Genomic DNA, 22,507 nt, shown 5'->3' on the forward strand with positions numbered 1-22,507 from the left:
CGCCTTGCAGAGAAAGCCCCCCATGGAGTTCGCTTTTACCGAAGAGCACCTGATGATTCGCGACAGTGCCGAGCGTTTTCTCGCCCAGGTCAGCGACACACATGCCGTGCGCGCCGCAATGATCCTTCCGGACGCCCATGACCCCGAAGTCTGGCGCCGGATCAGCCAAGAACTCTACTGGCCAGCCCTGATGGTGCCCGAGCGTTTTGGCGGCATGGGCCTGGGATTCGTCGAGCTGGCGATCCTGCTGGAACAGAGCGGTCGCTACCTGCTCGGTTCGCCACTGTTTGCCACGGCGTGCCTGGCCACACCGGCCCTGCTGCTGGGCCACAACGAGGCGGTGCAGGAACACTGGCTGGGGGCGATTGCCGCTGGCCAAACTCGCGCCACCCTGGCCTTCGCCAGTGTTCCCGGATTACAGGCCAGCAGCGTGCAAACCGTCGCCGAACCGCAGTCGGGAGGCTGGACGCTTGACGGCCAGTACGCCCAGGTTATCGATGGCGCCTCGGCCGACCTGTTGATCGTCGCCGCCCGCGCCCCCGGCTCCCGGGACGAACAAGGCATCAGCCTGTTTGTCTTGCCGGCTGATTCGCCAGGCGTGATGCGCACTCCGCTGGCCACCCTGGACCAGACCCGGCGCCTGGCTCGCATCGAATTGCATCGGGTGCAGGTTAGCGACGCCCAACAACTCTGCGGCCCTGTTCACGGTTGGGCGGTGCTGCGCGAGACCCTGCTGATAGCGGCCATCGGCCTCGCCGCCGAGCAGACTGGTGGGGCCCAACAGGCTCTCGACCTGACCCTGGCGTACATTGCCGAGCGCCGCCAGTTCAAACGCACCATCGCCAGTTTCCAGGCCATCAAACACCGCTGCGCCGACATGATGCTGCAAGTCGAATGCGCCCGATCGGCAGCGTACTACGCGGCCTGCGTGGCTCAGGAACATCTGCACCCGCAAGGCGATGCAACGGTGGCCCAAGAGCTTGAGCAAGCCGCAGCCACCGCAAAGATCCATGCCAGTGAAGCGTTTTTTCACTGCGCCGCCGAGTCGATCCAGCTGCATGGCGGCGTCGGTTTCACCTGGGAATACGATCCACACCTGTACTTCAAACGCGCTCGCGCCAGCGAGCATCTGCTGGGGAGCCCGGCGCTGCACCGCGAGCGTCTGGCCGCGTATCTTTTAGGAGAGCAAGCATGAAAATCGGTTTCAGTCGTGCCGACGAAGCATTCCGCGAAGAGGTCGCCCAGTGGATGGCCGAGCACCTTTGCGGCGCGTTTGCGCCCTTGCGTTTTCGCGGCGGTCCGGGGGATGAGCACAGCTTTCCCGAAGAACGCAAAGCCTGGGAACGCGAGTTGGCCGCCGGTGCCTGGATCGGCGTTGGCTGGTCCAAAGAACACGGCGGCCGCGGACTGTCGATCAGCCAGCAAGTCATTTTTCACGAGGAATATGCCCGCGCCGGAGGTCCCGGACGCATGGGCCATATCGGCGAAGGTCTGGTCGGCCCGACGCTTGCCGCGTTCGGCACGCCAGCTCAGCAGCGGTGCCTGTTACCCGGCATTCTCGACGGCAGCCATTTCTGGTGCCAGGGCTATTCGGAGCCGGGGGCCGGTTCCGACCTGGCCAATGTGCAAACCCGGGCGAAACTGGCTGAAAGTGGCGATCACTGGCTGATCACCGGGCAGAAAGTCTGGACATCCCTGGCCCACGAGGCTGACTGGTGTTTCGTATTGGCGCGAACCGAGCCTGGCAGCCAGGGCCATCACGGTCTGTCGTTCCTGCTGGTGCCAATGGCCCAGGACAGCATCCGCGTGCAACCAATCCAGCAACTGACCGGCACCAGCGAGTTCAACGAAGTGTTCTTCGAGCAGACCGTCACCCACGCCGACAACCTGATCGGTCAACCGGGCGACGGCTGGAAGATCGCCATGGCACTGCTGGGTTTCGAGCGCGGCGTATCGACGCTGGGCCAACAGATGCAGTTTCACAACGAACTCGATGAAGTCATTCGCATCGCCCGCGCCAATGGTGCCGCCCGTGACCCGCTATTGCGCCAGCGCATCGCCCAGGCCTGGGCCGGGCTCAAGGTGCTGCGCTACAACTCGCTGCGCATGCTTTCCGGTCCGCAGGACGGTAACCTGGGGCGCGAGGCGATGATCTATAAACTGGCCTGGTCTACCTGGCACAGCGACCTGGGTAAGCTGGCCATGGATGTGCTGGGCGATGACGCGGAAATTCTCGACGCGGCGCCGTATCAGCTCAATCGCCTGCAGTCGCTGTTTCTGTTTACCCGCGCCGATACCATCTACGGCGGCAGTAATGAAATCCAGCGCAACGTGATTGCCGAGAGAGCGTTGGGGATGCCGCGCGAACCGCGCATCACGAATTAAACACCGCCCTTTGTAGGAGCCAGCCTGCTGGCGATGGATTATTTAACGCCGCGTTCATTCAGGAAATACGCATCTTCGTTAACGTCCATCCCGAGCAGGCTCACTTCTACAGACAGGTGTTCAGCGCACGCGGATTTTCGGGGTGTCCGCTCCACGCCGCAAAGTGTTGAGAAAGCCCTCCAGCGGTGCCGGTTCGGCGATTTGCGGCAAGGTGTCCTTGTCCGGCCGTTGTGCCCAGAACGCATCCCACGACGGGAACAGCTCATGAAAGCTGCCCGCATAGGGCTCACGCCCCGGCCAGCGCATTTTCCGACCGCCAATCGGTGGCTTGTTCAGGTCCGTCGCATACCAGTAGCACGGCAGGCGCCGGCGGAAGCACCAGCGCCCGTCGATGCGTTCGTAGTCGTCCCAATACAGCATCTGCATGATCACCCACTCGGGACCGGTCTCATGCTCGTTCTTCGAATAGACCACGCCGGTGGCGTGATCGGCATCGCTGAATTCGATGATGTGTTGGCCCAGGTGATGAGCCGTACCGTGGAACTGCTTGCGCATGGTTTCGTCCAGCCAGGCCTTGAGGTGCGCGCGACCGCTCTTGTCGCGACCCACACGCACGTCCGGGGCAAAGCAGTTGGCCATGGCATCCATGTCGCGCATGTCCAGGGCCAGGGCGTATTTGCCGGCCAGTTGGCGGATCGCGTCCAGCGACTCCAGGCGGTCGATACGCCCCAGAAAGGCGTTGCTGTCCTCGCCCATCACTCGAACACCGTGTACAGGTCGGAACCGCGTCCACCGTCCACCGCGAGGCTCGCGCCGGTGACATACGAAGCTTCGTCGCTGGCCAGGAACAGAATCGCGTTGGCCAGCTCCACCGGCAGGCCGACCCGTTTCATCGGGATGACTTTTTCCGTGTTGGCGCGCGCCTTCGCATCCCCGAGCATGCCCGCAGTGGCCGGGGTGTCGACCACGCCCGGGATGATCACGTTGCAGCGGATGTTGTGGGGTGCGCCTTCACTGGCCGCCGCCCGACTGAAGTTGATCACCGCAGCCTTGGCCGCCGAGTAACCGGCCATCGACGCTGTGCCGAACAAGCCGCAGATGGACGCGATGTTGACGATCGAACCGCCACCCTGCGCCTTCATCAACTGCATCGCCGTGCGGGTGCCCCAGAAGGTACCGTCGACGGTGGTAGCGAAGTTGGCGTGCCAGTCAGCGGTGGTCATCGAGTCAATGCCCCCCCAGGTGTAAGCCATCGCATTGTTGACCAGGATGTCCAGGCGTCCATGACGCTGCGCGGTGGCTTGCAGGGCCTCGACGTAGGCTTGCTCATCGCTGACATCGGCCACGGTGATCTCGGCCTGAGCACCCAAGGCGTGGATCTTTTCCTGCACACCTTGCAGCGGTTCGATGCGACGACCACAGAGCACCACCGTGGCGCCCTCTTCGGCGAATCGCAGGGCCGTGGCTTCCCCGATGCCGGAACCGGCGCCGGTGACGAAGGCGATTTTTCCTTGCAGACGTTTGCTCATACGTTTCTCCCTGATCAGATAAAGGCCATGCCGCCGTTGACGGCAATGTTCTGCCCGGTCATGAAGCTGGCGTCTTCGCTGGCCAGGAATACCGCAACCCTGGCGATCTCGTCGGTTTCGCACATGCGGCCCAGGGGCACGTTTTTCAGCAGCGCTTGCATGTAGTCATCCGGAATGCCAGCCATCATCGGCGTGTTGGTCGGCCCCGGCACCAAGGTGTTGACGCGAATGCCGCTGGCGGCCAGTTCGCGGGCAATCGAACGGGTCAGGCCCATGACGCCGGCTTTCGAAGCGCAGTAATGGCTCGGGCCTTCGCCCGTGAGCGCGGCGGTGCTGGACAGGTTGATGATTGCGCCTTTGCGCCCGCCCTTGACCATCAGCTTGGCGCCTTCGCGGCAGCACAGGAATGTGCCGCCCAGGTTCACGCCGATCACTCGCGCCCAGCTCTCGTCCGGTGTTTCGAGAAAGCTGTCCAGCGCCCCCACGCCCGCGTTATTAACCAGGATGTCGAGGCCACCGAAGTGCTGCTCGGCCTGGCCCATGGCATCGGCCACAGAAGCTCCGTCACCGACATTGCAGGCCACGGCCAGGACCTTGTCGCCCAGGTCTGCGAGGCTCTTGGCCAAGGTGTCCTGGTCCAGGTCGACCGCCACGACCCTAGCGCCTTCGGCAACGAAACCGCGGACGATAGCCTGACCCATGCCCTGCGCTGCGCCGGTCACAAACGCCACTTTGTTGAGTAACTTCATTAGTAATCTCCAAATGAGCCAATACGTTGCGACCTGCTGCCCATGCAGTAGCGCCGCTTCCTGAATGATTAGCGGCAAGTGCCCTGGCACACATCGTCCGATGGGACTATCGCCACGTGGTCTGAACGGACGATGCAGGCATCCCCCCGCACGCCCAGCATTGGCAAGTGCACGCCCCGTCAGGTGCAGCGTTCCCCTTCAACCCGCTGGCGCGCCTGACGTGGCTGTGCCTTACGAATCCGCAGAACATGGAGAACCTCATGAACCAACCCGTAGACTTGCCATTGCCGGTAGGCCATTACGCAACGCTGCCCAACAACGGTTTGCGCCTGCACTATCTGGATGAGGGCACCGGCCCCGTGGTGCTATGGCTGCACGGCAGCGGCCCGGGCGCCAGTGGCTTCAGCAACTTCAAGGGCAACTACCCGCAGTTTGTCGCCGCCGGGTATCGCAACATCGTGCTGGACCTGCCGGGGTTCGGCCGTTCAGACAAGCCCGAAGACGTGCAGTACAACCTGGATTTTTTCGTCGATTGCGTGGCGGCGTTCCTCGAGTCCATCGGCGTGCGCCGTTGCACGATCCTCGGTAACTCGCTGGGTGGAGCGATTGCCCTGGGCCTGGCCCTGCGTCTGCCGCAACTGCCGCAGAGCCTGATCCTGCTGGCACCGGGCGGTGTCGAGGAGCGGGAAACCTACTTCAAGATGGAAGGCATCGTGCGCATGGTCAGCCTGTTCGCCGCCGGCCCTATCGGCATGAACGAAATGCGCAGCATGATGAGCCTGCAATTGTTCGACCCCTCGATCCTGCCGGAAAGCCTGCTGCAGGAACGCGTGGCGGTGGCAGTTCTGCAGCCGCAGACCCTGTTCAGCACGATGAGGGTGCAGAACATGGAAGCACGCCTGGGTGAGATCCAGTGTCCAATTCTTGGCTTCTGGGGCAACGACGATCACTTCAATCCAATCAGCGGTGCCCAGCGCATCATCGACGGGGCAGCGAATGCGCGGTTTATTATCTTGAACCGTTGCGGGCACTGGGTGCAGGTCGAGCATCGCGAGTTGTTCAACCGTAGTTGTGTCGAGTTTCTGCAACACGGGTGATCGGCAAACACTGCGCCCCCCCTTTGTAGGAGCGAGCTTGCTCGCGATGGGCTCAAGAACAACGCGCTCATGCAGAAAACACGCGCTATCGTTAACGACCTTCGCGAGCAAGTTCGCTCCTACAGAGAGGTTAGCGCCCAGCCGCCGGTTGGCTGTTCAACTGTGCATCCCCTGGCTTGCCCAACACGCAAGACGTTCCACCAGGCGTGTACATCATTGCCACACAGCGGTTGCAAGCCGTGCAGATCGAATCACGACTGGCACCACTGGCCAGCTTGTTGACGTAGTCGTTTTCCGCCAGCAGCACCCGCCCCATGGCGACCAGGTCAAAACCTTCGGCCATTATCTGCTCGATGCTCGCCAGGCTCTTCGCACCGCCCAGATAGGCCAGCGGCATCTTCACCGCCGCACGCACCTTGCGCGCATGCTCCAGCAGATACAGCTCGCGAAACTCTACGGTCGGCTCCTTGCGGCGCTGAATGGCCATGGCCAGGGCGATGATCTTGTTCTTCTGCTGCACGCGGTTTTCCTTGGGAAAGGACGAACCAAACATGGTGGTGATCGACTCGGCATTCATCCCGGCGCTGAGCACCAGCAGATGCGCGCCCTCCTCCTCCAGCATGCGCGCAATCTGCGCCCCGTCCTCGGCGCTGTTGCCGGCTCTCACGCCCTCCGTGACGCTGTATTTGCAGATCACCGCCATTTCCTGGCCGACTGCATCGAGCACTGCGCGAAGCACCCAGCGCGGGAAGCGCAGACGGTTTTCCAGGCTGCCGCCGTACTGGTCGCGGCGCTTGTTGTACATCGGCGAAATGAACTGGCTGAGCAGATAGCCGTGGCCCATGTGTATTTCCACCGCATCGAAACCGGCCTGGCGGGCCAGCCGCGCGCCCTGCGCGAAATCGCGCACCACCTGTTGCATGTCGGCTTCGTTCATCGCCTGCTTGAGCAACATGCCGCTCATCAGGCCGATCTTGTTAAAGCCACCGCTGGCGGACAACGGTCGCTTGGTAGAACGCTCGCGAATAAACGTGAAGCAGCCACCATGGGTGATCTGCGCACTGGCCAGGCCACCGGCCTGATGTACGCCGTCGGTCAGGGCCTTGAAGTGTGGCAGGCTGGACGGGTTCAGGGTCAGCTGATTGGGCAGCGTGCGCCCATCATTGCTGACCGCACAGTAGGCGACAGTGGTCAGGGCGATACCCCCAGCCACCAGGTCCGAATGCAGCTTGACCAGTTGCCTGGAAGGCACGCCCTGCACACTCATGCCCTCGTTGGTGGCGGCCTTGATAAATCGGTTTTTCAGGGTCAGCGGGCCAATCGCGACCGGGCTGAACGGCGACGGGGTCGGACAAGGATTCATGAAAGGCCTCTCTTTATTGTTATCAGGCTACAAAGGGCGGCTGCGTCGCCACATCGCCACGCAACCAGGTTCATCAGAAGGTGTACTTGGCGTTGAACGACAGGTAATCGCGATCCGCCAGCAAGCGGCCCTGGGCGACATCCGGCGAGCTCAGGTAGGCGACATAGGTCATGCCGACCTGGAAGTTGCCCAGGTACTTGAAGTCGCCACCCACAGTCAGGCGTTTCTCGTCGCGACCCAGACCCTGATAGGCACTGCCGTCGACGTTCTGCGTCCACACCACTTTGGTGCTCAGGTCCACACCAGTGGCGATGGACGGATAGTCCATGTAGGCGCCGATGCCCAGCAGTGTCGAGCCACGGGTCTGGGTTCTCGACTCGAAATCATCGAACGTGCCGTCTACGCCAGGCCCGCCGCCGGTGATCGTCACGCTGTCCACGCCGGCAATGTGTTGATGCACCACTTCGCCCATGAACGTGGTCTGCTGGGCGAGGATGCTTGGGCCAAGGATGTAGGAGGCGTTGAGGTTGCCTTGCCAGATTTGCCCGGTGGTCGGTGCGCCGTTGTCCAGGTAGACCGAGGCACCGTCGCGGTAGCTCAGGTCACCGGCGTACTGCACCGAGTCACCGACTTTCGAGCTGAAACTGACGCCGGTCAACTCGACGTCTTCGAAGTAACCCATGCGGTAAGACAGCGCCTGGCCGGTGTGGCCGATACTCTTCATTGAAGAATATTGGGTGGCACCGCTGAAGTCGAAAAACAGCGAGCCGACACGCTCGTTGTAGCGATAATGGAACAGCCCGACTTCGGTGTTTTCAGTGATCCGGTAGCGCACGCCCAAACCCCACTGACCGCTGTCGCTGGCGTCTGTCTCACCGGCATAGGCAACCGCAGCACCATTGGGCAGGCTGCTGACCTGGCCGCTGCCGAGACGGAAGAACTCCGCGCCCGGACCGAAGGTGTCACTGCCGAAATAATCACCCACCGGGTTGAGCTGGGTCTTGTCCCACTCGTATTGGTAGTAGCCCACCAGCGCGAGATCTTCATTCAACGACCACGACGCCGAAACCTGGCCCACCGGCAGATACGAATCCTTGGCCTCGGTACCCGGCACGTTGAACTTGGTGGCATCGACCGGTGCCTGGCCCTGGCTGATGTTGGACCAGAACAGGCTCTCGCCCCAGGCCACCAGATGCCGTCCGGCCTTGAGCGACAGGTACTGGGTTTCGCCTACATCAAAATTGCCATACACATAGGCATCGAGCAGCCGTGCAGTGCCGCCGCTGAGCTGGCGGGTCTTGTCGCTGAAACCGTCGTTGTGCCCGAGCTTGTTCACCGTGTCCGGCGAGTCGTTGGCGTTGGGCTGGTGATAGGCGTCGTCATAGAAGTCACTGCCGCGCAGCACCGCCCCGAGATTGTCGTGCTTGAGCTGCAGTTCGCCGAACAGGCTCAGGCGGTTGTTGATCAACGAGCCGCGCTTGAAGTTACGGGTGCCGTCGTCGTTGTTGAGGTCGCCGAGGTACTGGTTCGCCTGCTTGGAGGTACGCATAGAGGCGGTGTAGTTGACCGTCAGCGACGAGTCCAGCGTGGTGTTTTCCCCCAGCTGAATGGTCGGCGCGGCGTAGGCCGTGGCACTGCCGAGGGTGATGGCCGTGGCCAACAGTTTGCGACGGGCGATCAGGCGCCCCGAATGGCGCGCAACAGTGTTTCGCATAAACATGCTCCTCTCCTTTTTTGTTGTTTTTCACGGGTGCCGTTCATTGGCCACTGCAGCACGCAGTTCGTTTTTTGCCACCTTGCTCGACGGGTTCAGCGGCAAGGCGTTGAAGAAGCGCACCTGGCGCGGCACTTTGTAATTGGCCATCTGCTCGCGGCTCCAGGCGATCAATTGCGCCTCGTCGAGCACTTCACCTTCGCGCAACACCACGCAGGCACAGCCGACCTCACCCATGCGTTCATCGGCGATGCCGATCACCGCCACCTGGGCAATGGCCCGATGCCTGATCAGCGCGGCTTCGATTTCCGCCGGATAGCAGTTGAAACCGCCGACGATGAACATGTCTTTCAGGCGATCGGTGATGATCAGGTTGCCGGCCTCGTCCAGGCGTCCGACATCGCCGGTGTGCAGCCAGCCTTCGCTGTCAATCGCCTCGCGAGTCGCTTCCGGGTTCTGGAAATAGCCCTGCATGACGTGAAAGCCACGCAGGCAGATTTCGCCGGTCTGCCCGGCGTGCAGTGCCTGGTTTTGCGGATTGCGGATGCTCACCTCGGTGCCTGCGATCGGCCGCCCGCTGGTGCCGGCGATCACCTGCGCCGAGTCTTGCGGATCGCAGATCGTCGCCAGGCCGCCGCACTCGGTCAGCCCATAGGCGGTGGTCACCACGGCAAAACCCAACTCGTTGCGCATGCGCTCGATCAGGCTCGGCGGAATGCTTGCCGAGCCTGTCACCGCGATGCGCAGGCTCGACAGGTCAGTCTGCTTGAGCTGCGGATGGGCCAGCAGTGACAGGTACAGCGTCGGCGCGCCGGGCAGCACGCTGATGCGCTCGCGGGCGATGCGCTGGTACACCTGTTCGGCATCGAACACGGCGTGAGGGAGGATGGTCGCGCCGCCGATCAGGCACGTCAGCCAGCCGGCCTTGTAGCCGAAGGCATGGAAAAACGGATTGACGATCAGGTAACGGTCGCCCGGCACCAGGCCGATGATCTTGACGTATTCGCTGAAGGCCCGCAGGTTCTGACCATGCCCGCTCATCACGCCTTTGGGTTTGCCGGTGGTGCCGGAAGTGAATAACAGATCGCACATGGCTTCTGGACCGATCGCCATGGCGCGGCGTTTTGCGCTCTCTCCATCGATGGTTGCGGCGCCTTGCAGGAACCGGGCTAGCGTCAAATCTGCGGGCAATACGGGAGCGTCGCCACCGAGAATCACCAGATGTTCCAGGCAGGCCGGGCGATGCGCAGCGAGCAGTGCCGGATAGTCGGTGTCGAGAAAACGCTGTTGGATAAACAGCAGTCGGCAGCCGCTGCGCTCCAGAACATCGGCGGCCTCAACGCCTTTCATGCGCGTGTTGATCGGCACCAGCACCGCCCCGGCGCACTGAATACCCAGCGCCGCGAGAATCCACTCGCCACTGTTCGGAGCCCAGACACCGATGCGGTCGCCAGCCTGGATTCCCAGGGCCATCAAGCCGCGGGTGAACGCCATGACACGTTCGGGCAACTGCGCGAAATCGAGGCGTTCGCCGTTTTCCTCGATGGCCGTGCGCCCGGCAAAACGCTCGGCGCTGCTGAAGACCAATTGGGCCAGGGTGACAGGCGCGGCGCTCAGTGGCGCGGCAAGGTTCAAGCTCTGATTCATCGTGGGCTCGTGCTCATCATTCAGGAAAACGGATACGCAGTTGTGCGCTGGTGGGCACCGCCTGACACGCCAGAATCCAGCCCTCGGCCAGTTCGCCCGCATCCAGCGCGTCGTTGTGCAGCAACTCGACATCGCCGCTTTCTAGCGTGCACATGCACGAGGCGCAACCGCCGACCCGACAGGCGCTGGGCGGGTTGAGGCCGGCGCGTTCCATGGCCGCCAGCACGGTTTCGCCGCTGTCGCAGGACAATTCGAATTCTTCGCCATCCAGGCGCACCGCCAGCTGCGCAGCCATCGCCGCCTCGCTGCTGGTCACCAATGACTGCTCGCCTTCGCCGGGCAGCGAGACGAACCGCTCGACGTGCACCCGCCGATCCGGCATGCCGAGGCTCTTGAGGGCGCTGACGGTCGCGTCCATGAACGAACCCGGCCCGCAAATGAATGCCTGGGCATCCATGAATGGACGTGCCAGCTCGGCCAGTTGCCCGACACTCGGAATGCCTTGCACCGAGTCGAGCCAATGGACGATCTGCAAACGTTGCGGATGAGCGCTGGCCAGGGCCTTGAGTTCATCCTTGAAAATCACCGAGCCTTCATCGCGGTTGGCGTAGATCAACAAGACCCGACCGGTGCCGGCGAGCAACGCCGAACGCAGGATCGACAGCACCGGGGTCACGCCACTGCCAGCGCCGAACAGCAGCAAATCGCTGTCCAGACTGCGCGGTACAAATACCCCAGCCGGGGGCAGCACCTCCAGGAACTGGCCGGCCTGTAACTCTTCGCATAGCCAGTTCGAGGCTCGTCCGCCGTGCACGCGCTTGATCGTTACCCGCAGTGGCTCAGCCAGCAGCGGTGTGCTGGACAACGAATAACAACGGGGCAGCCAGCCACCCTCGAACGGCACGCGCAGGGTCAGGAACTGCCCGGGTTGATAGCGAAAGCGTTCGCCCAGATGCTCCGGCACGTCGAACACCAGGGAGCGCGCATCGGCGGTCTCCTCGATCACTCGCGCCACGCGCAGGGCAAGATAATTGTTCATAGGTCAGGTACTCATGACCCCCTGCCCGTGCATCACGGGCAGGGGTAAATCCAGGGGCATCGAAATGGGCACCATGGCCTTAGACATACGGGTCCGGGTTGGGCAGACCGAGCATCACCGCGCCGTAGCTGCGTCCGTAGGCCATATAGTTATTGGCGATGTGGCCGCGTGCCTGATGCAGGTCGCGGAACAGTCGGGCCACCGGGTTGGTGTTGTACAAGCCCGAGGCCGCCATGCTGCGCAACAGGTCGTTGGCCCGTTCGGCGCAGACGTTGGTGACATAGGCCGATTGGTAGCGATATAGCAGACGGGTCTCGGTATCCGGGTATTCGCCGGCACGCGCCAGGCTCATGAGGTGTTCGTAGTTGCGCTCCAGCACCAGGCGCAGGCTGTCGACCGTGATCATCGCTTCGGCAATCGCGGTCTGGGCGACCGGGTCTTCAGCGGTGCGCGCACCGTGCTTGCCGATGTGTTTGGCGGCGTTGTCACGGAACTCGTTGATCGCACCTTGCAAGGCACCGATCGCCGAGGTCGAGACAGCGCGCGAGAACACCTGGGCGAATGGAATGGCGTAGATCGGGTTGGTGTTGACCTGCCGCCCCGGTGTCGCTTCAAGGGTGAAGTTATTGGTGCGCTGCACCCGGTGGGCCGGGACGAACACGTTCTCGACCACGATGTCGTGGCTGCCGGTGCCGCGCAGGCCCAGCACGTCCCAATTACGTTCGATCTGATAGTCGCTGCGGGGCAGCAGGAAGGTGCCGTGTTCGGCAGCCAGGTCGCCATCGGGTGGCAGGATGCCGCCGAGAAACGCCCAATGGCAGTGTTCGCTGCCACTGGAGAAACCCCAGCGCCCGCTGATGAGGTAACCGCCCTCCACCACCGTGACCTTGGCCGCCGGCATATAGGTCGAGCAGATCAATGCGCTGTGATCATCAGCCCAGACGTCGCGCTGCGCTTCGATCGGGTAACGCGCCAATTGCCAGGGGTGAACCCCCATGACGCCGTAGATCCACGCCGTGGACATGCAACCTTCGGCGAGGATGGTCTGGATTTCAAAGAAGGTCCGCGGATCGACTTCATAGCCACCGAACGCCCTGGGCTGCAAAGCACGCAACAGGCCGGCGGACTGCAACTCGACGATACTCTCTACGGGCACTTTCAAGTCTCTGTCGGCCTGCGCGGTACGCGCCTTGAGTGCCGGTACCAGGCGCTGTGCACGTTCCAGCAGATCACGCTCGTCCTGGGTCTTTTCTCGCATGCTGTGCATCACTCAATTCTCCCGATCTCACTGCGCCACTGCGCGAGGTGTGATGAATCATCGGTTTGGGCGAGCAATCATTCATCGTCAAAGCGGACTAGGGGGCGCTAGTCCGTTGAGACGATGCTGGCGGCAACCCTTGCGGCGATATTGAGTGCATCGACATTCGACCCCACGGAGCAAGGGCCCATGAGTATTTTGCAGCGTTTCCAGATGCACGGCAGCGTCGCCATCGTCACCGGCAGCGGACGTGGCATTGGTCGGGCGATTGCCTTGGCCTATGCCGAGGCCGGCGCCGATGTAGTGTGCTCGGCGCGCGGGCTCGACGACGTACAGGCAGTGGCCGAAGAGATTCGCGCGCTGGGACGGCGCGCCGTGGCCATCGCCTGTGACGTCAACGAAGCCGAGCAGCGCCAGGCGCTGGTTCTTCATGGCCTTGAACAGATGGGCCGTATCACTCATCTGGTGAACAACGTCGGCGGTGGCGGGCCCAACGATCCGCTAACCATGACACCTGAACAATTCGCCCAGGTGCTGAACTTCAATGTCGCCACCAGCTATGCCTTCTGCCAGTTGTGCGTGCCGCTGATGCGCGCGGCCGGTGGCGGCAACATCATCAATATCAGTTCGGTGGCCGCGCGTTATGCCCAGCGCCACTTCAGCGCCTACGGTGCGGCCAAGGCCGCCCTCAGCCATCTGACCCGCTTGCTGGCCCAGGACTTCGCGCCCCAGATCCGGGTCAACGCCGTCGCACCCGGCCCGACCCTGACCGAAGCGCTTAATGGCGTGATGCCCGCCGCCATGCGTGAAGTCATGGAAGCCAACACCCCGCTCAGATGCCTGGGCACCCCGCAGGATATCGCCGCCGCTGCACTGTATCTGGCAAGCCCCGCCTCGGCCTGGGTCACCGGCAAGATCATCGATGTCGATGGCGGCGCCGACTCATCGGTATGGCCTGGCTGACCGCCCCCTTCAGGCTCGCCCCTGATGATGTTCGGGCGGGCCTTTTTTCTTCCCATATGCTTTGCGATCCACTTGGAGCCCTCGCCATGGACACCCACTTGATCAATGCGCTCGGCGACGAACTGTTCAACGCCCTGCGCAACCGCAAGACACTGACGCCCCTGACCCGCCGCTACCCTGAGATCACGCTGCAGCAGGCCTACCAGATTTCCCTGCAATTCCTGCAACGCCGTGAAGCGCTCGGCGAACAGGTTATCGGCAAGAAAATCGGAGTCACCAGCCGCGCCGTGCAGGAGATGCTCGATGTCCACCAGCCCGACTTCGGCTTTCTCACCAACGCCATGCAGGTAGAGGACGGCAGCGATGTCAGCTTGGCTCGCTACCACCTGATCCAGCCGCGGGCCGAAGGCGAAATTGCGTTTATCCTCGGCGAAGACTTGCACGGTCCGGGCATCAGTGCCGAGGACGTACTCTCTGCCAGCGAATGGGTGGTGCCGTGTTTCGAAATCGTCGATTCGCGGATCGATGACTGGCAGATCCGCATCCAGGACACCGTGGCGGACAACGCGTCTTGTGGCGTGTTCGCCCTCGGCACCCATTGCACCGATCCACGATCCCTGGACCTCGCCGCCGTGCATATGCAATTGCTCAAAAACGGCCAGCCGGCAGGCTCGGGCCTGGGCTCGGCGGTGCAAGGTCATCCCTGCGCGGCGGTGGCGTGGCTGGCCAACACCCTGGGCGAGCTGGGCATCCCGTTTCGCCGCGGCGAAATCATTCTCTCAGGAGCCCTGGCACCACTGGTGCCCGTGGTCGCAGGCGACCGCATCAGCCTGTCCATGAGCGGGCTCGGTGCAGCCAGCCTGCGCTTTGTCCCTTGATTCCCCCTTCTCCCCTGGAGCCAAAGAGCATGAGCAAAAAGATCAAATGCGCGCTGATCGGGCCGGGCAACATCGGCACCGATCTGCTGTACAAACTGATGCGCAGCGAAGTGCTGGAACCGGTGTGGATGGTCGGCATCGATGCGACCTCCGAAGGGCTGGCGCGCGCGCGCGAACTGGGCCTAAAAACCACAGCCGATGGAGTTGACGGCTTGTTGCCCCACGTACTCGCTGACGAGATCCAGATCGCTTTCGACGCCACTTCCGCCTACGTGCACGCGCAGAACTCGCGCAAGCTCAATGCCCTGGGCGTGTTGATGATCGACCTGACCCCGGCAGCTATCGGCCCGTATTGCGTGCCCCCGGTCAACCTCAAGGCGCAACTGGGCCTTGGCGTCATGAACGTCAACATGGTCACCTGCGGTGGCCAGGCGACCATTCCGTTGGTGGCAGCGGTGTCCAGCGTGCAACCCGTGGAGTACGCCGAAATCATTGCCACTGCGGCCTCCAAATCGGTCGGCCCCGGCACCCGCAAGAACATCGACGAATTCACCCGCACCACCTCCCGCGCCGTGGAAAAAGTCGGCGGCGCGAAGAAGGGCAAGGCAATCATCATCATCAACCCTGCCGAGCCGCCGCTGATCATGCGCGACACCGTGCATTGCCTGACCGCCAGTGAACCCGACCAGCCGGCGATCACCGCCGCCATCGAGGCCATGATCGAGCAAGTGCAGCGCTACGTGCCCGGCTACAAGCTGGTCAACGGCCCGGTCTTCGACGGCAATCGCGTGTCGATTTTCATGGAAGTCGAAGGCCTGGGCGACTACCTGCCCAAGTACGCCGGCAACCTTGACATCATGACCGCCGCCGCAGCACGTACCGCCGAGATGTTCGCCGAGGAAATCCTCAAGGGCGAGCTGGTGCTGCAAGCCACTGCCCAAACCGCCCACGCATAAGGAGCCGACCATGGATCTTCGCGGCAAAAGCATCACCGTTCACGACATGTGCCTGCGCGATGGCATGCACCCCAAGCGGCACCAGATCAGCCTGCAGCAGATGAAAGACATCGCCTGCGGCCTCGACGCCGCCGGCGTGCCGTTGATCGAAGTGACCCACGGCGATGGCCTGGGTGGCAGCTCGGTGAACTATGGCTTTCCGGCGCACACCGATGAGGAATACCTGTCGGCAGTGATCCCGCTGATGAAAAAAGCCAAGGTCTCGGCGCTGCTGCTGCCGGGTATCGGCACGGTTGACCATCTGCAGATGGCCCATGAGCTGGGGGTCAATACCATTCGCGTCGCCACCCATTGCACCGAGGCCGACGTCAGCGAACAGCACATCTCTCACGCCCGTGGCCTGGGCATGGACACCGTCGGCTTCCTGATGATGGCCCACATGAACAGCCCCGAAGGCCTGGTCAAGCAAGGCCTGCTGATGGAAAGCTACGGCGCCAATTGCATTTACCTGACTGACTCGGCAGGCTACATGCTGCCCCACGACGTCAGTGCCCGGGTGGAAGCGATGCGTGCAGCCCTGAAGCCGGAAACCGAGATCGGTTTTCATGGCCACCACAACCTGTCGATGGGCGTGTCTAATTCGATCGCCGCGATTGCCGCCGGGGCCAACCGTATCGACGCCGCGTGTGCGGGCCTGGGTGCCGGCGCCGGTAACACGCCGATGGAAGTGCTCGTAGCGGTGTGCGACCGCATGGGCATCGACACGGGTGTCAGCGTATTCGGCATCCAGGATGTGGCTGAAGACCTGGTGGTGCCGATCATGGACTTCCCGATCCGCAGCGACCGCGATGCGCTGACCATGGGTTATGCCGGGGTCTATGGCTCGTTCCTGTTGTTCGCCAAACGCGCAGAGAAAAAGTACGGCGTCTCGGCCCGGGAGATCCTCGTGGAAATGGGACGCCGCGGCATGGTCGGCGGCCAGGAAGACATGATCGAAGACACCGCCATGACCCTCGCCCGCCAGCGGCGCCAGGCGTAAAGATCCCGGCGCCAGTTCCGACGCCTTCGCGGGCAAGCCCGCTCCCACAGGTTCCGTGATGTACGCACGTTTTGAGTACGGTACGGAAACTGTGGGAGCGGGCTTGCCCGCGAAGGGCAATGTCAGTCACCTTCATCAGCGGCTGGCACACTGCGTCGCAAGTAAATCCCGCCCGACAAAATGTCAGCGCCAGTCCGCGACAATCCCGTGTTCCAGCGCAAACGGCTGTGCCGCAATGGTCCGGCGTTGAAACGCTGGCGCCTGTTCGGCAGTCGCGAGCCACAACATCACAGCCGCCGGAACATGCGGTGGCGCGCTGCCGGCACGCAAAGCGATCAGGCCTTTGTCACCGATAGTTGCCTTCAGCGCCTCGGTGGTGACGACTCCCGGATTCAGGGTATAAGCCCGTACGCCGTCCGCGCCCAGTTCCGTGGTCAGCACCCCGGACAGTCGCGACACCGCCGCCTTGCCCGCACCGTAGGCGTACCCCCAGCCACCCTTGCCCGCTGCCACCGGTGGATCACTTTCGCCAGCGCCGGAGGTGACATTGATCACCACCCCGCCCCCGCGCTCCACCATGTGTTCGACCACTGCCCGGGTCAGAAGGAATGGCGTGAGGATGTAACCCTGGAACATCCGCTCCAAGGTTTGCGCCTGCAGGTCCATGAACCCGGCATTAAGGTCGCTGCCCTGGTAAATCGCATTGTTGATCAACACGTCGATGCGCCCGTATTCGGCCAGCACTGCTGCGCAGGCGGCCAACGCCGAGTCACTGTCGAGCAGGTCCATCGGCACCACGAGCACCCGACAACCGAGTTCACGCAACGCCTGCGCCGTACCGTTGAGACTGCCAGCCAACGGCGCCCCGGTCGCGTCGCGCAGGGCATGCTCGTGTTGCTCACCCTCATTGAGCGTACGGGCGCTGATCGCCACGTCAAAACCGGCGCGGGCAAATGCCAGCGCCGCCTCGCGACCAATCCCACGGCTGGCGCCGGTGATGAATGCCACTTTGTTCATGCTGATTTCCTTCAAAAACGCGCGGCGCGAACCATGGCGTCGATGCCACCGTCGACGAACACCACGCTGCCATGGACGAAAGATGCTTGTGGTGACTGCAGGAAAGCGACCACTGCAGCGATCTCGTCTGGACGCCCGGAGCGCCCCAGAGGCGCAACAAAGTCGCGGGTCGCCTGACCAAACCGCGCATCGTCCAGCGACGCCTGGTGCAACGGTGTTTCCACCGCGCCGGGCGCCACCACGTTCAAGCGCAGGCCCTGCTTGCCCCAGCTCACCGCCAGAGTGCGGGCCTGCTGGCTGATGGCGTATTTTGAGGCTGCATAGGCTACGTGCGGTTGACCCAGGGCATTGGCCAACGCCAGCGCCTGGGCTTCATCGCCCTCGAGCATCGCCTCGACCATGGCTTGGCCGTCCGGCCCGGAATGCGTCGCCGCCACCGAGCCGATCACCAGCGCCGCCGCTTGTTTGCCCCGGGCCAACGCCCCTTGCAGGCCTTCGAGCAACTGGCTGACACCAAAGTAATTGACGGCCAGGACCAGGCCGCAGTTTGGCGCCGTGACTCCGACCCCGGCGCAGCAGACCAGTCCGTCAAGAACCCCGCCGCTGAGCTCCAGCACTTGCCTGATGGCCGCGTCCCGACCTTGCGGGCTGGACAAGTCGGCGATGACTTCGGCGTTGCTGCGATCGATACCGATGACCTGGTGCCCGGCGTCACGCAGGGAGTCGCGAACAGCAGCGCCAATTCCCGAGGCACTGCCGGTGATGGCTGTAATAGGCATTATTATTCTCCGTGGATGGTCCGCGCAGTATCGGCAGAGCGATAACGCGACGGCATCGTCTGAGCGGACTAAAACTATGGCGAAGGCGTGGTGCTGGTTCCTGATATACGGCGTTATTGTTGATCGCCAGCAAGCCGGCTCCTACAGTGACCCGTGAATGCAGGGGGCGTGGCCACGCCGATACTGTAGGAGCCGGCTTGCTGGCGTTGGCGTCCGAATGATCGCCTTCTCCCGCAACCAAATATCAGGCGTGGCCATACACCGGGACGGCCAGTCGCGGCGGTGGGATTCTGATTTTATCGGACACTTTCATGGCCATTTTCGGTTTCCCCAGGGCTACCACGCTGTTGAGCATGATGCGCACCAGTTCGGTCTGGCGGCGCACACCGGTCTTCGAGAAGATCGAGCGCAAATGCGCGCGCGCCGTGTTACGCCGGATGTTCAAGACCTCCGCGGCTTCTTCCAGGGACAAGCCGTTGGCCAGTTCCATGGCCAACGCCGTTTCCGCCTTGGTCAGGTTGAACAGCTGCTTGGTCACCACCTCACTGGCCAGAGATTTGCTCGACGCATCGCGGATATAGACCAGTGCAGCTGGTTGGCCCTTCTCTTCCGCCCAGTCCAGGGAGGGAATCGATTCGACGACCACGCCCAGATTGACCAGCCCGGATGGCCGCGTCACCGACATGGCCTCGGCGCTCTTCGGCGCATCGGGGTCGAATGCGCTGCGGATCAGGCGTTGCAGCTCGCGGTTGTCGCTGGGATAAGTCGCCTCGAGGCGCCCGCCCACCAGCTTCAAACCATCGGAACGGGCCAGGATCTCCTCGGCCACTGGGTTGATTCGCAACACGCTGCCGCTCTCATCGAGCACCAGAGTAGCGACCGACAACCGGCTGATGGCCTGCGAATACAGATCGCTCAGGGATTCGCTGCGGTCCAGCAGGTTGTGCAGCTGCGAGGCACGCCGCAGGTGCGGCAGGAAACTGGCACACAGCGCCCGCTCGTGGGCATTAAAATTAGCGGCGTGTTTTGGTCGAGTTATACGAAAGCGCAGCTTGCCGCCGTCCGGGGTGGAAATGTCGGCGCCCATCAGGTGATACACGTCAAAAGGGCCGCAGAACATCTTGAAGTACGCGTGATGCTCCCACTCGCGGGAGCTCATGATGTCGTCCACGGTGAATACCTGGTCCAACGGCTGGTTGGCGAACGGCGTATTGGTTTGCGGGTAGGTCATGTAATTGACGTCCCCGGCGCCTTCGATATCGCCGACGAGAATCATCACCCCCGTGTCCGGTTCGTCCGGCACCCGCAAAATCAGGGTGACAAAATTGGCCTCGTAGAGCTTGAGAAAGCTTCTGAGGGCGCGAGCCATCAGCTTCGGATCGAGCGCACCTTCATAGATCTCGCCTACCAACTCACTGTAACGCGTAAGGTCCAGGCCAACGCTGGCCAAGGTTTCCTGGTTCAAGACAACATCTTGCATAGTCTTCTCCTGGCGCGGGTAAGGACTGAGTCCTTCCCTTATTATTTTTATAATTTCGGCTGGGGCGAGCCCCGAGGCTCGCCCTTTTTGACCGCTACCTGCCAGTGCAATCCAGCATCTGGACCGGCTTCAGTTTCTCCATCACCTGCGCACTCCACAATAGGCCCGGCAGGTTTATTTTTAGCTACCTTGAATCACGTGCAGCCGGGCTGTTTTTCAGGTGGAACTGGCCTTGCGCTGGCGACGGCTGGCGGGCCCGTTCGGTGACCAGCGGGCGTCCGCGGTTGAACCAGGCCGCCAGTGCCGGCAGGAGAAAAATGGCCCCTAGCACGTTGACCAGGAACATGAACGACAGCAATACGCCCATGTCGGCCTGAAATTTCAGCGGTGCGAATGCCCAGGTGCACACGCCAATCGACATGGTCACGGCCGTGAACACCGCCGCAGTGCCGCGTTGGCACATGGCTTCGTAAAACGCTTCGCGCAGGTCCGCACCGCGCAGCATTTCATGCTGGATCCGTTCGTAAAGGTAAATGCCGTAGTCGACACCTACGCCGACACCTAACGCCATCACCGGCAACGTAGCGACTTTCAGGCCGATCCCGAGCATCGTCATCAACGCGTTGCACAGGATCGCCACGATCGCCAACGGCACCAGAATGCACAGTACCGCGCGGATCGACATGAAGGTCAGCCAGCAAAACAGCGCCACTGAACCGAACAGCGCACCGAGCATGATCACTTCTGCGCGCTTGACCGCCTCGTTCGAAGCCGCCATCACCCCAACGTTGCCGCCCGCCAGAAGGAATTCAACCTGCGGTGTGCTGACTTCAGCAATTATCCGCTTGGCTTGTTCGATGGCATGGCTGACAGTGCTGCCCTCGTGGTTGGCAAGAAACACCAGGATCTGCATCTGCTGACAACCGTCGGTAACCAGCCCATCATCCGGCATGTAGGCCCGTGCGCCCTGGCTCAAGCCGCGGGGCGAACCCGGGATAGCTGCCCAGCGCGGATTGCCTTCGTTGTTGCCGGCGATCACCCGCTTGCCCATGTCCGCCACACTCTGGATCGACTGAACGCTTGCGACGGTGCGCATGCGGAAGTCAAAGGCTTCCACCGCCCGCATCACCGCCGGCGACAGGCAACCTTCGTCGACACCCTTGACCTGGACGAACACCGACATCACATCGAGGCCGATGGAGTAGCTGTTGATGATCTTTTCGTTGTCCTGGTTGTAGCGTGAATCGGCCCGCAGTTCCGGCGCACCGGCGCCGATATCGCCCACCGCCAGGTCGCGAGCCTTGTAGGCCCCGGCCGCCAGCAGCAATAGACTGACCACGAACACGCCGATGGCTGGCCCCGGTTCGGCCAGCGCCGACAGCCGCCACCACAGGCGGTGCCTGCCCGCCGGCCGGGATTGCGCCCGACGCAACAGCGCAGGCTCCAGGCGCAGGTAGGAGATGATGATCGGCAACATCAATTTGTTGGTGATGATCATCAGCATCACGCCGATGCAGGCAGTCACCCCCAGTTCGTGGACGATCGGGATGTCGATCATCATGATCACCGCAAACCCCAAGGCGTTCATCAGCAAGGCCAGGGAGCCGGGGATGAAGATCTTGCAGAATGCCGAGCGCGCCGCTTGCATCGAAGAGCTGCCGGCCAGCACGTCCTGTTTCCAGGCATTGGTCATCTGCACCGCATGGGACACGCCGATCGAGAAGATCAGGAACGGCACCAGAATCGACATCGGGTCGATGCCCAGCCCCAGCAGAGGCAGCAGCCCCAGCAACCAGACCACCGGCAGCAATGCCACCAGCAGCGCCACCACGGTCAGGCGCAATGAGCGCGAATACAGCCACAACAGCAAACCGGTGATGACGAAGGCCACGACGAAGAAGCCGATCACGGTGTTCAGCCCCTCGACCACGTCGCCCACCAGTTTGGCGAAGCCGACGATGTTGATCTCGATGTCAGGGCTGTTGTACTTGCCGCGGATGTCTTCCAGGCGCTTGGCAATGTCGACATAGGACACCGGTTGGCCGGTCTTAGGATCCGTGTCCTGAAGGTCGGCACGCACCATCGCCGATTTCAGGTCGTTGGCCACCAGCCGGCCGACCTGGCCGGACGCCGCGGTGTTGCTGCGCACCTGCGCCAGGTCTTCGGCGGTGCCACTGAAGCGTGGCGGCACCACTACATCGCCAAAGAAGCCTTCCTCGGTGATCTCGATGTAGCGCACGTTGGCGGTGAACAGCGACGTTACGCTTGGACGGCTAACACCGGAGATGAAAAACACGTCGTCGGTGACCTTGCGCAAGGTCTCGAGGTACTCGGTGTTATAGATGTCGCCCTCGCCCTTCCAGCGCACGCTGACCAGGAAACGGTTGGCGCCAGTGAAGTAGCGACTGAACTTGAGAAAGTTGACCATGTAGTCATGACGCACCGGGATCTGTTTATTGAACCCCGGATCGAGCTGCGTATGGGTGGCGCTGTAGCCCAGGCCCAGCGTCACCAGCACGAACAGCAACAACAGTCCCCTGCGCCATGCCATCAGCAGGTCTGCGGATGTTTCGACGCAGCGCGTCACCCAGTGTTTAGCTTGATTCATTGCCTG

General features: G+C 62.5%; 19 protein-coding genes. 7 read left to right on the plus strand and 12 right to left on the minus strand.

Features of this window, described 5'->3' with window-relative positions; translation table 11 throughout:
• The first annotated feature begins 22 nt into the window (after positions 1-22).
• The gene (locus tag F8N62_RS08340) at positions 23-1,195 is read left to right on the plus strand and encodes an acyl-CoA dehydrogenase family protein (protein WP_150710492.1); all 1,173 of its coding nucleotides are present in this window, start codon (positions 23-25) and stop codon (positions 1,193-1,195) included.
• Positions 1,192-2,385 carry an acyl-CoA dehydrogenase family protein gene (locus tag F8N62_RS08345; protein WP_150710493.1) on the plus strand — a complete coding sequence of 398 codons (1,194 nt, stop codon included), beginning with the start codon at positions 1,192-1,194 and terminating at the stop codon, positions 2,383-2,385. Before F8N62_RS08340 ends, F8N62_RS08345 begins: the two co-directional genes overlap by 4 nt.
• A 120-nt stretch (positions 2,386-2,505) precedes the next feature.
• On the opposite strand, the gene F8N62_RS08350 is transcribed toward F8N62_RS08345, so the two are convergent.
• From F8N62_RS08350 to F8N62_RS08360, 3 genes are read right to left on the minus strand one after another with little or no spacing between them, the layout of a single operon-like run.
• Positions 2,506-3,141 (minus strand): nuclear transport factor 2 family protein, encoded by a 636-nt coding sequence (locus F8N62_RS08350; RefSeq protein WP_150710494.1) that lies wholly within the window; start codon positions 3,139-3,141, stop codon positions 2,506-2,508.
• Positions 3,141-3,914, minus strand: coding sequence for an SDR family NAD(P)-dependent oxidoreductase (locus tag F8N62_RS08355; RefSeq protein ID WP_150710495.1), 774 nt, complete (start codon positions 3,912-3,914; stop codon positions 3,141-3,143). The genes F8N62_RS08350 and F8N62_RS08355 overlap by 1 nt, the downstream gene beginning before the upstream one ends.
• Before the next feature lie 14 nt (positions 3,915-3,928).
• Complete coding sequence (locus F8N62_RS08360) at positions 3,929-4,663, minus strand: SDR family NAD(P)-dependent oxidoreductase (protein WP_150710496.1); 735 nt, start codon at positions 4,661-4,663, stop codon at positions 3,929-3,931.
• 260 nt (positions 4,664-4,923) lie between these two features.
• Between F8N62_RS08360 and F8N62_RS08365 the strand changes: the two genes are divergently transcribed.
• Positions 4,924-5,760 carry an alpha/beta fold hydrolase gene (locus tag F8N62_RS08365; protein WP_150710497.1) on the plus strand — a complete coding sequence of 279 codons (837 nt, stop codon included), beginning with the start codon at positions 4,924-4,926 and terminating at the stop codon, positions 5,758-5,760.
• A gap of 130 nt (positions 5,761-5,890) precedes the next feature.
• Here the strand turns inward: F8N62_RS08365 and F8N62_RS08370 are convergent, their stop codons facing one another.
• From F8N62_RS08370 to F8N62_RS08390, 5 genes are all read right to left on the minus strand, one after another.
• On the minus strand, positions 5,891-7,123 hold the full coding sequence (locus tag F8N62_RS08370; protein WP_150710498.1) for an NADH:flavin oxidoreductase: 1,233 nt from the start codon (positions 7,121-7,123) through the stop codon (positions 5,891-5,893).
• Between the two features lie 73 nt (positions 7,124-7,196).
• Positions 7,197-8,843, minus strand: a complete 1,647-nt coding sequence (locus F8N62_RS08375) for a DUF1302 domain-containing protein (protein ID WP_150710499.1) — start codon at positions 8,841-8,843, stop codon at positions 7,197-7,199.
• Between the two features lie 24 nt (positions 8,844-8,867).
• Complete coding sequence (locus F8N62_RS08380) at positions 8,868-10,484, minus strand: FadD3 family acyl-CoA ligase (protein ID WP_150710500.1); 1,617 nt, start codon at positions 10,482-10,484, stop codon at positions 8,868-8,870.
• Between the two features lie 16 nt (positions 10,485-10,500).
• Complete coding sequence (locus F8N62_RS08385) at positions 10,501-11,523, minus strand: ferredoxin--NADP reductase (RefSeq protein ID WP_150710501.1); 1,023 nt, start codon at positions 11,521-11,523, stop codon at positions 10,501-10,503.
• Between the two features lie 79 nt (positions 11,524-11,602).
• Positions 11,603-12,790 (minus strand): acyl-CoA dehydrogenase family protein, encoded by a 1,188-nt coding sequence (locus F8N62_RS08390; protein ID WP_150710502.1) that lies wholly within the window; start codon positions 12,788-12,790, stop codon positions 11,603-11,605.
• Between the two features lie 180 nt (positions 12,791-12,970).
• Between F8N62_RS08390 and F8N62_RS08395 the strand changes: the two genes are divergently transcribed.
• The 4 genes from F8N62_RS08395 (at position 12,971) to dmpG (ending at position 16,617) form a co-directional block, all read left to right on the plus strand.
• Positions 12,971-13,744, plus strand: a complete 774-nt coding sequence (locus F8N62_RS08395) for a glucose 1-dehydrogenase (protein WP_150710503.1) — start codon at positions 12,971-12,973, stop codon at positions 13,742-13,744.
• Between the two features lie 86 nt (positions 13,745-13,830).
• A complete protein-coding gene (locus F8N62_RS08400) occupies positions 13,831-14,622 on the plus strand; it encodes a fumarylacetoacetate hydrolase family protein (protein ID WP_150710504.1) in 792 nt (263 codons plus the stop codon).
• A 29-nt stretch (positions 14,623-14,651) separates the two neighbouring features.
• A complete protein-coding gene (locus F8N62_RS08405) occupies positions 14,652-15,578 on the plus strand; it encodes an acetaldehyde dehydrogenase (acetylating) (RefSeq protein ID WP_150710505.1) in 927 nt (308 codons plus the stop codon).
• 10 nt (positions 15,579-15,588) lie between these two features.
• Positions 15,589-16,617, plus strand: coding sequence for a 4-hydroxy-2-oxovalerate aldolase (gene dmpG, locus F8N62_RS08410; protein ID WP_150710506.1), 1,029 nt, complete (start codon positions 15,589-15,591; stop codon positions 16,615-16,617).
• A gap of 183 nt (positions 16,618-16,800) precedes the next feature.
• Here the strand turns inward: dmpG and F8N62_RS08415 are convergent, their stop codons facing one another.
• The 4 genes from F8N62_RS08415 to F8N62_RS08430 form a co-directional block, all read right to left on the minus strand.
• Positions 16,801-17,634 (minus strand): SDR family NAD(P)-dependent oxidoreductase, encoded by an 834-nt coding sequence (locus F8N62_RS08415; RefSeq protein ID WP_150710507.1) that lies wholly within the window; start codon positions 17,632-17,634, stop codon positions 16,801-16,803.
• 11 nt (positions 17,635-17,645) lie between these two features.
• The gene (locus F8N62_RS08420; protein ID WP_150710508.1) at positions 17,646-18,413 is read right to left on the minus strand and encodes an SDR family oxidoreductase; all 768 of its coding nucleotides are present in this window, start codon (positions 18,411-18,413) and stop codon (positions 17,646-17,648) included.
• Between the two features lie 244 nt (positions 18,414-18,657).
• Entirely contained in the window at positions 18,658-19,893 is a 1,236-nt protein-coding gene (locus F8N62_RS08425) for a helix-turn-helix transcriptional regulator (RefSeq protein ID WP_150710509.1), read from the minus strand.
• Positions 19,894-20,077: 184 nt separating this feature from the next.
• Complete coding sequence (locus F8N62_RS08430) at positions 20,078-22,501, minus strand: efflux RND transporter permease subunit (RefSeq protein ID WP_150710510.1); 2,424 nt, start codon at positions 22,499-22,501, stop codon at positions 20,078-20,080.
• Positions 22,502-22,507 lie beyond the last annotated feature (6 nt).

It is taken from the genome of Pseudomonas fluorescens (assembly GCF_902497785.1).
Lineage (GTDB): Bacteria > Pseudomonadota > Gammaproteobacteria > Pseudomonadales > Pseudomonadaceae > Aquipseudomonas > Aquipseudomonas fluorescens_BO.

Coding starts and splice junctions, on each gene's coding strand:
- F8N62_RS08340 (WP_150710492.1), top strand. CDS start 23: ATGGAGTTCGCTTTTACCGAAGAGCACCTGATGATTCGCGACAGTGCC.
- F8N62_RS08345 (WP_150710493.1), top strand. CDS start 1,192: ATGAAAATCGGTTTCAGTCGTGCCGACGAAGCATTCCGCGAAGAGGTC.
- F8N62_RS08350 (WP_150710494.1), bottom strand. CDS start 3,141: ATGGGCGAGGACAGCAACGCCTTTCTGGGGCGTATCGACCGCCTGGAG.
- F8N62_RS08355 (WP_150710495.1), bottom strand. CDS start 3,914: ATGAGCAAACGTCTGCAAGGAAAAATCGCCTTCGTCACCGGCGCCGGT.
- F8N62_RS08360 (WP_150710496.1), bottom strand. CDS start 4,663: ATGAAGTTACTCAACAAAGTGGCGTTTGTGACCGGCGCAGCGCAGGGC.
- F8N62_RS08365 (WP_150710497.1), top strand. CDS start 4,924: ATGAACCAACCCGTAGACTTGCCATTGCCGGTAGGCCATTACGCAACG.
- F8N62_RS08370 (WP_150710498.1), bottom strand. CDS start 7,123: ATGAATCCTTGTCCGACCCCGTCGCCGTTCAGCCCGGTCGCGATTGGC.
- F8N62_RS08375 (WP_150710499.1), bottom strand. CDS start 8,843: ATGTTTATGCGAAACACTGTTGCGCGCCATTCGGGGCGCCTGATCGCC.
- F8N62_RS08380 (WP_150710500.1), bottom strand. CDS start 10,484: ATGAATCAGAGCTTGAACCTTGCCGCGCCACTGAGCGCCGCGCCTGTC.
- F8N62_RS08385 (WP_150710501.1), bottom strand. CDS start 11,523: ATGAACAATTATCTTGCCCTGCGCGTGGCGCGAGTGATCGAGGAGACC.
- F8N62_RS08390 (WP_150710502.1), bottom strand. CDS start 12,790: ATGCACAGCATGCGAGAAAAGACCCAGGACGAGCGTGATCTGCTGGAA.
- F8N62_RS08395 (WP_150710503.1), top strand. CDS start 12,971: ATGAGTATTTTGCAGCGTTTCCAGATGCACGGCAGCGTCGCCATCGTC.
- F8N62_RS08400 (WP_150710504.1), top strand. CDS start 13,831: ATGGACACCCACTTGATCAATGCGCTCGGCGACGAACTGTTCAACGCC.
- F8N62_RS08405 (WP_150710505.1), top strand. CDS start 14,652: ATGAGCAAAAAGATCAAATGCGCGCTGATCGGGCCGGGCAACATCGGC.
- dmpG (WP_150710506.1), top strand. CDS start 15,589: ATGGATCTTCGCGGCAAAAGCATCACCGTTCACGACATGTGCCTGCGC.
- F8N62_RS08415 (WP_150710507.1), bottom strand. CDS start 17,634: ATGAACAAAGTGGCATTCATCACCGGCGCCAGCCGTGGGATTGGTCGC.
- F8N62_RS08420 (WP_150710508.1), bottom strand. CDS start 18,413: ATGCCTATTACAGCCATCACCGGCAGTGCCTCGGGAATTGGCGCTGCT.
- F8N62_RS08425 (WP_150710509.1), bottom strand. CDS start 19,893: ATGCAAGATGTTGTCTTGAACCAGGAAACCTTGGCCAGCGTTGGCCTG.
- F8N62_RS08430 (WP_150710510.1), bottom strand. CDS start 22,501: ATGAATCAAGCTAAACACTGGGTGACGCGCTGCGTCGAAACATCCGCA.